Source organism: Alicyclobacillus herbarius DSM 13609 (assembly GCF_000430585.1).
Lineage (GTDB): Bacteria > Bacillota > Bacilli > Alicyclobacillales > Alicyclobacillaceae > Alicyclobacillus_G > Alicyclobacillus_G herbarius.
This window is the reverse complement of the sequence record NZ_AUMH01000043.1, coordinates 1-8,367: the sequence shown is the minus strand read 5'-3', so window position 1 is coordinate 8,367 and position 8,367 is coordinate 1. Positions and strand designations below refer to the sequence as shown.

Below are 8,367 nucleotides of genomic sequence, written 5' to 3'. Positions count from 1 at the left end.
CGGCGCAGAAGCCAGCGACACCGATTATATTGGAGCTATCTGTCGAACCGGTCATGGTTTGAACTCCCGTACCCGACACTGCTGCATTCGAATGTCTGACGAGTCACGATCGCGAATCGTTCTGGGGAGCCCGATGCGGGAAATCCGCACGTCGGGTTCTGCTTGGGGCTGGCGGCACAAGGGAAACCGAGGCCGCCTTCTACCAACCACCCGACACTTGACCCGACATAACCCGACAGTTGAGACCCAATAACGCTACAAAAGCCCGATGATGTTGAACGGTTTGGAAACTGAACATCGATGTTGGTTTTAGGTCGGTGATCAACACGCTCATTTATGACCATTTCCCGAGTCCTCCCTGCGGCGACGTTTGCGAAACTTTTTGATGTACGGTTTTACGGCTTGAGGTGACCGTGGGGTGACGTATGTCCAACTCCGGCTGGTCGAATTTCCAGCCCTAGAGGCGTGTTTTTTCACTTTGTTTGTCCTGATGGGGAAATCGCAGTAGTGGCGTGGGTTTATCGGTTCTTCTTGGTTTAACTTAATTCGATTGTGTTAAACCCAGCCCTCTAGGATGGCCTGTCGCATGAATTCGCAGTTTTGGACACCGGGGGAGGACAGTTGTGAGGGGACAAATGCCCTATCGGCGCCCCTCTATATCGAACCTATTTTTGAAAATACCTCACCCATTCAGCCCTGCCCAGCCTTTGTAATCGCTCCTGTTTCCCACCACGAATAGAAGTGAAAGCTAAAAAGAATAAGCTGCAAATTTTGCGTCCGCTTGCTCGTTTAAACCGCTCGATGCTCAAACTTATAAGTATACCATCGTTTGACGATTCATGGACGGAGTTGTGCATATTATTCACAGGACATTATCCACAGGACATTATCCACAGGCTTGGGTGCACATTGCACTTGTAGTATAGTTTTGCACGTGGCAACAAAGTTGAATACTATATCTAGTGTTCGTGTTGACCACTATCCATAGGGCAGCTATAATTGGCCATGTCCGAAAGGAGGGAGAATTTACTTGCGGATGATGCACACATATATAGCGTATGCCCAGATTTAAAAGAAAGGGAAAACGCTATATATAGATCCGCGAACGTGAGTTCTGGGCATTCTTTTGATATAATTGATTAGAGCAAGGGAGGTGACAATTTCGATGACCAAATTAGAAGTCCTACGCAGGCTATCGGGCATGACGCAACGACAGGCCGCGCAGGCTGCGGGTGTACCCCTACCATCATGAGCCACATTTAACGGCGGACAAGGGAATGTTACCCCAAGCTGCGGCGAGCGCTGGCTGAACTCTATGGCGTGGACGAGCAGGTGCTGTTTGATGAGATGGGGATCGCCCGCGAGGTTGACCCTGAGGAATTGCGCCGTCTGGCTGGATAAAAAAAGACCCTCCAATTCGACATGGAGGGAAAACAACGTCAAACCACTCAAAACATGACAACTGAAAGGAGACAGATTACATGACGAATGTTGCACAACTCCATAAAGATGCACAACACCGTCGAACCAAGCGCGAGGCCGTATGGGACTATCTACGCTCTCACCAAGGTCAATGGATAGACGCCCATATCCTCACGCATCCCGCAATTGGTGGCAGCGAAGGACTGCGCCGTTTGCGGGAGATCCGCGCATCATTACCCCTTGATTGGCGAATTGAGAAGCGCCGCAAGCGGGGGCAGGACGGTTTCACGCATACGTGGCAGTACCGTCTTGTGCGCGTCCACACACCATAAATTTCACTCCTAGCATGCAACTAGGCGCATATGGTGAGTGTCTCTAAAAGACGCTCGCCATGTGCCTTTGTCCGGCACCATATAAGGTGTGTGCATGACCCTGCACAGGCCAAACCCATTGAACTTCATGCTGTGCAAAGGAGGTGCAGTGTTGCAAGTGATGCACCAATCAGCGTGGTATCACTGGTGATACCACCTTGGCTAATATCCTAAAACCGATTGTTTACTTTGTCAACAGGCAACTACTTCCCCATGACCCTCAGAAACTATAACAAACATTCAGCAACACTTATAGTCCAATAAATAGAAAGAGCAAGTGGGGTGCATCCTTTTGATTATATCAGCACGCGCTGATTTGAATTATGCAACCGAAAGGCAAAAAACCCTCATGGCATATGTTCAACGCGGTTTGTCTCTGATTCCGTTGCAACCACGGGGAAAAGAACCGCTGGTGTGTTGGACTTTGTTTCAACGCCAAGCCGCCCCATTCAAACAGGTTGAACTATGGGCAAAGCGGTGGACTAACTGCAATTGGGGGATTGTGACAGGTGCTGTAAGTGGTGTAGTGGTGCTGGATTTGGACAGTCCTGAGGCGGTACAAGAGGCCAAGCGTAGGGGGCTCCCCCGGGCCCCGCTGGTTTCGACAGGCAAAGGGTATCACGTCTACTTTGCGCACCCTGGCCACACCGTCCCCAATGTTGTCCGTGTGTTGCCGGGTGCCGACGTTCGCGGTGATGGTGGATATGTGGTGGCTCCCCCGAGTATTCATCCGTCAGGCCGCTTGTACCAGTGGGTGCGGAGACGGTCGATTTGGGAGAGCGAACTGCCGCCCTTCCCGCACTGGCTGCAAGAGTTGCTTGAGCTCCCGCAAGCGCTACAAGGGGAGATCGACAGACCACGCGATAAACGAATGTTGGAAATCGAACGGATCGCGCTAGGCGTGGAGGAAGGCGAGCGCAATAATGCCGCCGCCAGCATGGCAGGGTATCTGCTCAGGCATCTGCCGAGCGCGAGGGTTGCATTAGCGCTGTTAGAAGCGTGGAATCTGACGAACAAGCCGCCCTTGGTATGGGACGAGCTACACCGCACATTTGACAGCATAGCCCGCAGGGAAGCGAAAAGGGAGGCGAGCCTATGAACATGCCTGGATTAGCGGAGTTAGAGGCTGTACGTGAAGCTAGGCGAGTTCAAGCAGATTTTGAAACCGATGTTGAGCCTATGCAAATTCCATTCCCATCCGATACGGTTGACCCATTTCCTGTAGATGTGTTTCCTGACCCGCTCGCTCGCTTTGTGATAGAGGGGGCAGCCTCCCTGAACTGCCCGCGTGACTTTTTAGGGGTACCTATTACCCCACTGGTATGGATATACAGGATTGTGGTCGATGGTGATCCAGTGGCCACTGCAACTACGATGAGGGGAGCATTACAATCCTTAGAGGATCTTGTGCGTCGAACAAAGCGTAGACCCGGCCATACCGTGGTGGTGGAGCTACAGGACAACGAGGGTAAGCAGTTGCGGGTATGCTACCTGCCGCCATGGCCCAAGGAGATGGTCTGACTACAGGTTAGATCACGGCTGCGCAACATTGCGCGTCCGTGATGTGGATACTATCCACCTAGCGCAGTGATGAAAGGCCGCCGGTGCCTGGACGCCGCAGCTTGCCCAGAGCGTCAAAGCGGATGCCATCGCGGCTGTCAAGAGCCAGGGCGCTGCTCTAGTTCAGCTCGGACAACAGGTGAAAGTGGACGTAGAACCGCTCATCGACTCACTCATCGAGTCGGCCGTTGCCGCGCACCACATTGACGCACCCGCCGCGCAGAACAGCGCAAAGTCGAGCGCGAGCGGCCAGCAGCAGTCGGCGTAACCCATCGACAGGTTTACTATCCGCCCGTCTCCTTGGCGGGCGGATTCAACATCTGACATCGGGGGGTTGGGGAACATGACAACCATCGTAGGACATCTAGATCCCGGTGAAGCTTGCGTAAATCTGGGTGAGGCAGCATACGGGCGGTTTGCCATCAACAAGACCAGCTCAACCTACAGCGTTTACTCGGATGCTCAAACCTTGCATGGCCTCGGAAGAACAGCGCAGCGTATCGCGTTCTTGCACACCAGCTATCCGACGTATGGGTATGTGGATGCGTCGTGCCTGGAGGATGCTTACAAATTTAACTTTTCAACACGAAAAGATATCGCGTACTATGGTTCCAATGGACCGGTCTATATTCCGACCTATGTCGTGAAGGCAAACAAAAAACTAAGCACCTATGTGGCTGCTTTTTCCTCGGAACCCATGTACTCTGTACCCGAGGGGACGCTGCTGGCCGTGAACACAATGGATGTGTACGACAGCAGCACCAAACGCAAGTGCCAGGTATACGCCATCAAACGCCCATCGGATAGCGACTGGATCACAAAATGGGGCGGTGTAGACGAGGCATGGACCGTAGACACCGGTATCAATCTTGGATCAAGCCCAAGCACATGGGGAATTAAATTGAACCGCTAATCTTTTTGTCCCATTCCTCCGTGGAATGGAACTTTTTTCTTTTTTACGCCCGAGGTATCATGGTGCCATCAAAATACACAGGAGGGCGCATGATGCGGGGTAAAGTGTGGGCAGGCATTGGCGCGGCAGTTATTGTGGCGGCGGGTATTGGATATGCGGTCCTGCCTCATTCCGCGGCCGATACTGCTTCGGCGGCGACCAAGAAAGCCTCACATACGTTGATGCATAGTGCGATTGACAGTGGCTACGAAAAAGCGGTCAAGCAAATGGGGGAGAAACGGGCGGCCGAACTACACCAGATGCTGACGCGGGATACGATTGTCATGGACCGGGCTGCCTACAGCGAAGGCTCGGGACCAAACCTTGCTGCAGAAAAGGTCATGCAAGCGGACTATAAGCGCTTGCTCAAGATGTTCCCGGCGCAAATCAGACAGATTAATGAGATGCCGCAACTGGTTACAAGGATGGAACCGGACAGCATGGGGCCTGGATATGCCTATGGTAACGGACAGGTGGACTATCTCACGAGTGCCATTTCACTCATCTACCAAGCCTACCAGTCATCCATATTCTTTACGCAGTGGCACCCCGTGGGTACGAAAGCAACCGCCATGCAGACGTTACCAGAGCCTGAGTGTGCGGACCGGTTCGCTCTCGTGAACCGTCTCTTGTTCGGCGGTGAAGGTAAGTGAGCAGACACCACCATCACCACAGCCACTGGCCGCGGTAGATGCAGGCCATCGCGGCGTTGACCCTTGCGGGGATATGGATTGCAGCCGTTATAACTCTGATATTCTGATCTTAGCCCTCACCCCAATCCTCACCGGTTGGGTTTCTTACTTTCCTGGATGTTTCGCAGATTGCTTGCACCCCGGTCAATCGGCCGGGGTGTTCACCCCGTATTGACAGGCCAATCCATCTTCCTCCCGCACGAACCACACAGCCTTTCCATCGTCACTTTCCACTTGCAGGCCAAGCTGCTTGCAAAACGCAACGATGGCCTGCTCTCGCGATTTGGCACGTACCTTGACCAAGTTGGGCAGCGTACGCTCGGCAGGGACGGCGTCTTGATAGAACTGAAGGAAACTGTATACGGTCATGATGTCGGATCCCCGCACACTCCCTTGTAGCCACAGTTCCGGCACCACGGGCAACATCCGCGCGTTTCCTGCATTTCAAAGCCACAAACGGGACAGATCGGAGTTTGTTCTGTGTCATCTTCGCGCATCATCGTTCTCCTCCAATGGCCATAGTTCCTCCACCGTTGTCCCTAATATTCGCGCAATCTTCTGTCCGATAATGACATCGGGAAGTCGTTTCCCGTTCACATAGAGACTAAACGTACTCGATGTAACCCCGACAGTTTTCGATATGTGCGCCTGTTTTAATCCGCTTTCCAATATGCGCCGTTTCAGCCGCGTTCGATACACATTCTCATCTCCAAAAAAAATTATACCGCATTCGCGAAACATCTAATTCGCAGTTGCATATGATGTACCATCCTAACACAAAGGAGATGTCGATTGTGGGCGAACAGTATCGGGATGAGAATCGTGTGGTCATGCGGTATGAACTTTCGGGGCGCTATAGCTATGAAACAGTACAGGAGCCGGAGTTGGAATTCATTCGCTCAATTGGCCAAGAGAACGTGGATCCGTGGTTGGAACATGTCTTCCAATGCGTGACTCCTTATACGACGGTGCGCCTGATCTTGGAGGTGTATGGTTGATGCACTCAAAGGAAACGGTCTGGTATCTCTGTCGTCGATACGTGAGGGATGGGCGGGTATTTGAGCGGTACTACAAGCGCGAACTTCTGACCACGGATAGCTATCGTAATCTGGATAGTCTGTACTGGTCAGCGGAGCGTCCGGTAACGCGCCGGACGTGGAGAAAGGCACAACGCGAAGGGTATAAGTGCGACACGTACACCATCTACCTGCCACCCATCGAATTGATTCAATTTCCGGAGGAAGGGAGACGGAATGGAACTAGGGAAGGCAGCACTGAGCCGCGAGCTATCCGAGGTAGCGGCCAAGTTGTTGGACTACTGCGCCATCGATTGCACCGATCCCTGGGCCTGTAACACTTGCCCAGTATGGCACGCTCGGGTCAAGTTGGAGCAATTGGGCGTCGGGGTGTATCTACCTGAGACAATGGCGACCATGGAGCCGGAGGAGTTGCAGGCAGCAGAGGAACCCGAGCCTTCCCGAGTCCTACGAGTCATCCGTGGCGGCCGAAGGTAGCGATAGATACGCTGATATAGTGACTAGGGACGAGTAGCCTGAATGTGTTGCACCTACCGGTACATCGTCTCAACGCACTACCGTAAGTTGCAATACATCAAACATCCCACTCGAAGTCCTCGTATGCCAACGTGAACCGTCCGCACATGGTACGTCACCTCTTAACTCGCCCACATACAGTCTTCTGGATCCTTGTTGGGAAGGAAACCCTTGAAGCTAACGATTCTCAGGTTGTGCCCCTCTGTCCGCTCCAGGTACTGGACGCGACAGCATAGCACAGGTTCAATCCGCTGGTAGTCCTTGTCCTTTAGCGTGTGTAGGTCTTTGGCTATCGCCAGGAATGCCGCCTTTTCCTCCGGTCGAAAACCGAATTCGACCACCGCAATGGGCTTGTTCCGCATAGTGGGGAAGTGAGCCCCGACGATGAGTCCGAACTGCGGATACATCCGATACCCCAAAATCACCGTATCAATGGTCTTCCAGTTCTTCACCTTGAGCCAGTCTGGAGACCGTGAACCGAATACGTATCGTGAATCTGCGCGTTTCGCTACAATGCCTTCCCAGTTCCGTTCCTCAGTCTGCTTTTTCAATGCAATCCCTGCACCACGAACAAACATGGTCGGCGTAATCACGTTGGTGGGTTCCACAATGTCGGCCAGCCGCTTCTTTCGTTCCATCAACGGTTCTCGCGTGTGCTCGCGGTCGTTCGAGTAAATGATGTCGAAGACTACGAAAGTGGCCGGGTGCGATTTAGCCGCGTGAAGTATCTTTCGTTCGTCCCGAATCCTGCCACGGTAGGCAAAGTCGTCAAATACACTCCGCCCGTTTCGCAGGCATACACCCTCACAATCCAGGATGGCCGATTCCGCACGAATGTAACGGACTGCCTCCTGCAGCTCAGGAAACCTCCGTGTCACGTTGGTGCCATGGCGGGTATACGCTTCGACGCGGTCTCCCTGCTTGTGAATGAGCAGACGCCAGCCGTCCCATTTTGGCTCGAAAATCCAATCTGGGTCATCGAAAGCATCCGGTCGCATCGTGGCCAGCATGGGAGAGATGGCTGTAAAGAGCACGATCATCACCTATTTCCATTGTTCCATTCGACTTCGGTCCTGGAAATAGGAGGTTGCTGGAACCGCATTGATTTGAGATGGTACACGAATATAATACAGAACAAACGTTCGTATTAACACTAGAGGTTGTTACCAGTGAATTCAGGTGATCCTGTTGCTATTTTGGCTCGTCACGGAATGTCCTTTGCCGTGGGAATACGTGCATTAATGGAGTTGGGCGCGATACTATTACCGCCTAACGTTGCGGCCGGGGACGGCAATCTGCGCCGTCAGGTGGAGGGCGTCAGGCGTTCTCAGTATTCACTGCGTGTTACAAGAGGCTGGTAAAATGGACGGACGCGAAAACCTTATTGAACTCCGTCTGCTTTCTCAAAGATACGCTCCTCCCGTATCCGACGCAACCAGGAGACGGCCAACACCACTGATGGATATCCGATGGTCAGCACAAGTCCGGCCCAACCGACCCATTTGATCACTCGATACAGCTGGACGATGTTCGGCGGTAGCATGGCGATGGTAAACATGATTGGCAGCAGGGCAAACGAGAGAAACGAATGATCCTCAAACCGCAGCACGTCCTTGATGGCCAAAGCCGAGATGAAGTACATCGAGTAGAGACTGGAAAAAACGGCCGTCACCCAGATGGTCAGAAAGAACACATCCAGGCGTTCCAGCACCTCGCCAGGGATCGAGGCGATCTTTGCCAGCTCGAGGGTCGGCCACATCATATTGCGTATCTCCATAGACCCGAAGACAGCTAGCGGGGCGACCACCGTCAACATG

Annotated in this window: 12 protein-coding genes; 8 read left to right on the top strand and 4 right to left on the bottom strand. The window is 52.9% G+C overall.

Features of this window, described 5'->3' with window-relative positions; genetic code table 11:
- Positions 1-1,481 precede the first annotated feature (1,481 nt).
- The 6 genes from H522_RS0116095 (at position 1,482) to H522_RS0116070 (ending at position 4,958) form a co-directional block, all read left to right on the top strand.
- On the top strand, positions 1,482-1,754 hold the full coding sequence (locus tag H522_RS0116095) for a hypothetical protein (RefSeq protein ID WP_026963105.1): 273 nt from the start codon (positions 1,482-1,484) through the stop codon (positions 1,752-1,754).
- Positions 1,755-2,142: 388 nt separating this feature from the next.
- Positions 2,143-2,892 (top strand): bifunctional DNA primase/polymerase, encoded by a 750-nt coding sequence (locus H522_RS20005; RefSeq protein ID WP_155836511.1) that lies wholly within the window; start codon positions 2,143-2,145, stop codon positions 2,890-2,892.
- Positions 2,889-3,314 carry a response regulator transcription factor gene (locus H522_RS0116085; RefSeq protein WP_026963104.1) on the top strand — a complete coding sequence of 142 codons (426 nt, stop codon included), beginning with the start codon at positions 2,889-2,891 and terminating at the stop codon, positions 3,312-3,314. Before H522_RS20005 ends, H522_RS0116085 begins: the two co-directional genes overlap by 4 nt.
- Before the next feature lie 184 nt (positions 3,315-3,498).
- Entirely contained in the window at positions 3,499-3,621 is a 123-nt protein-coding gene (locus H522_RS22375; protein ID WP_281173108.1) for a hypothetical protein, read from the top strand.
- Positions 3,622-3,696: 75 nt separating this feature from the next.
- A complete protein-coding gene (locus H522_RS0116075; protein WP_026963103.1) occupies positions 3,697-4,266 on the top strand; it encodes a hypothetical protein in 570 nt (189 codons plus the stop codon).
- Positions 4,267-4,358: 92 nt separating this feature from the next.
- Complete coding sequence (locus H522_RS0116070; protein WP_026963102.1) at positions 4,359-4,958, top strand: hypothetical protein; 600 nt, start codon at positions 4,359-4,361, stop codon at positions 4,956-4,958.
- A 183-nt stretch (positions 4,959-5,141) separates the two neighbouring features.
- On the opposite strand, the gene H522_RS0116065 is transcribed toward H522_RS0116070, so the two are convergent.
- Positions 5,142-5,423, bottom strand: a complete 282-nt coding sequence (locus tag H522_RS0116065; RefSeq protein WP_026963101.1) for a hypothetical protein — start codon at positions 5,421-5,423, stop codon at positions 5,142-5,144.
- Between the two features lie 57 nt (positions 5,424-5,480).
- The gene (locus H522_RS22615; protein ID WP_035454494.1) at positions 5,481-5,738 is read right to left on the bottom strand and encodes a helix-turn-helix transcriptional regulator; all 258 of its coding nucleotides are present in this window, start codon (positions 5,736-5,738) and stop codon (positions 5,481-5,483) included.
- A gap of 53 nt (positions 5,739-5,791) precedes the next feature.
- Between H522_RS22615 and H522_RS0116055 the strand changes: the two genes are divergently transcribed.
- Positions 5,792-5,995, top strand: a complete 204-nt coding sequence (locus H522_RS0116055) for a hypothetical protein (RefSeq protein ID WP_026963099.1) — start codon at positions 5,792-5,794, stop codon at positions 5,993-5,995.
- A 255-nt stretch (positions 5,996-6,250) separates the two neighbouring features.
- Positions 6,251-6,511, top strand: a complete 261-nt coding sequence (locus H522_RS0116050) for a hypothetical protein (RefSeq protein WP_026963098.1) — start codon at positions 6,251-6,253, stop codon at positions 6,509-6,511.
- A gap of 161 nt (positions 6,512-6,672) precedes the next feature.
- Here H522_RS0116050 and H522_RS0116045 read toward each other — a convergent pair whose 3' ends face one another.
- A complete protein-coding gene (locus H522_RS0116045; protein ID WP_245578157.1) occupies positions 6,673-7,590 on the bottom strand; it encodes an ATP-dependent DNA ligase in 918 nt (305 codons plus the stop codon).
- Positions 7,591-7,931: 341 nt separating this feature from the next.
- The coding region (locus H522_RS0116040; RefSeq protein ID WP_026963096.1) for a GerAB/ArcD/ProY family transporter at positions 7,932-8,367 on the bottom strand (436 nt) is incomplete at its 5' end.

Bases quoted from the DNA above. Each gene is read 5' to 3' on its own strand.
- H522_RS0116075 (WP_026963103.1), top strand. From the start codon at position 3,697: ATGACAACCATCGTAGGACATCTAGATCCCGGTGAAGCTTGCGTAAAT.
- H522_RS0116070 (WP_026963102.1), top strand. From the start codon at position 4,359: ATGCGGGGTAAAGTGTGGGCAGGCATTGGCGCGGCAGTTATTGTGGCG.
- H522_RS22615 (WP_035454494.1), bottom strand. From the start codon at position 5,738: ATGTTTCGCGAATGCGGTATAATTTTTTTTGGAGATGAGAATGTGTAT.
- H522_RS0116095 (WP_026963105.1), top strand. From the start codon at position 1,482: ATGACGAATGTTGCACAACTCCATAAAGATGCACAACACCGTCGAACC.
- H522_RS0116085 (WP_026963104.1), top strand. From the start codon at position 2,889: ATGAACATGCCTGGATTAGCGGAGTTAGAGGCTGTACGTGAAGCTAGG.
- H522_RS0116065 (WP_026963101.1), bottom strand. From the start codon at position 5,423: ATGTTGCCCGTGGTGCCGGAACTGTGGCTACAAGGGAGTGTGCGGGGA.
- H522_RS0116045 (WP_245578157.1), bottom strand. From the start codon at position 7,590: ATGATCGTGCTCTTTACAGCCATCTCTCCCATGCTGGCCACGATGCGA.
- H522_RS20005 (WP_155836511.1), top strand. From the start codon at position 2,143: ATGGCATATGTTCAACGCGGTTTGTCTCTGATTCCGTTGCAACCACGG.
- H522_RS0116050 (WP_026963098.1), top strand. From the start codon at position 6,251: ATGGAACTAGGGAAGGCAGCACTGAGCCGCGAGCTATCCGAGGTAGCG.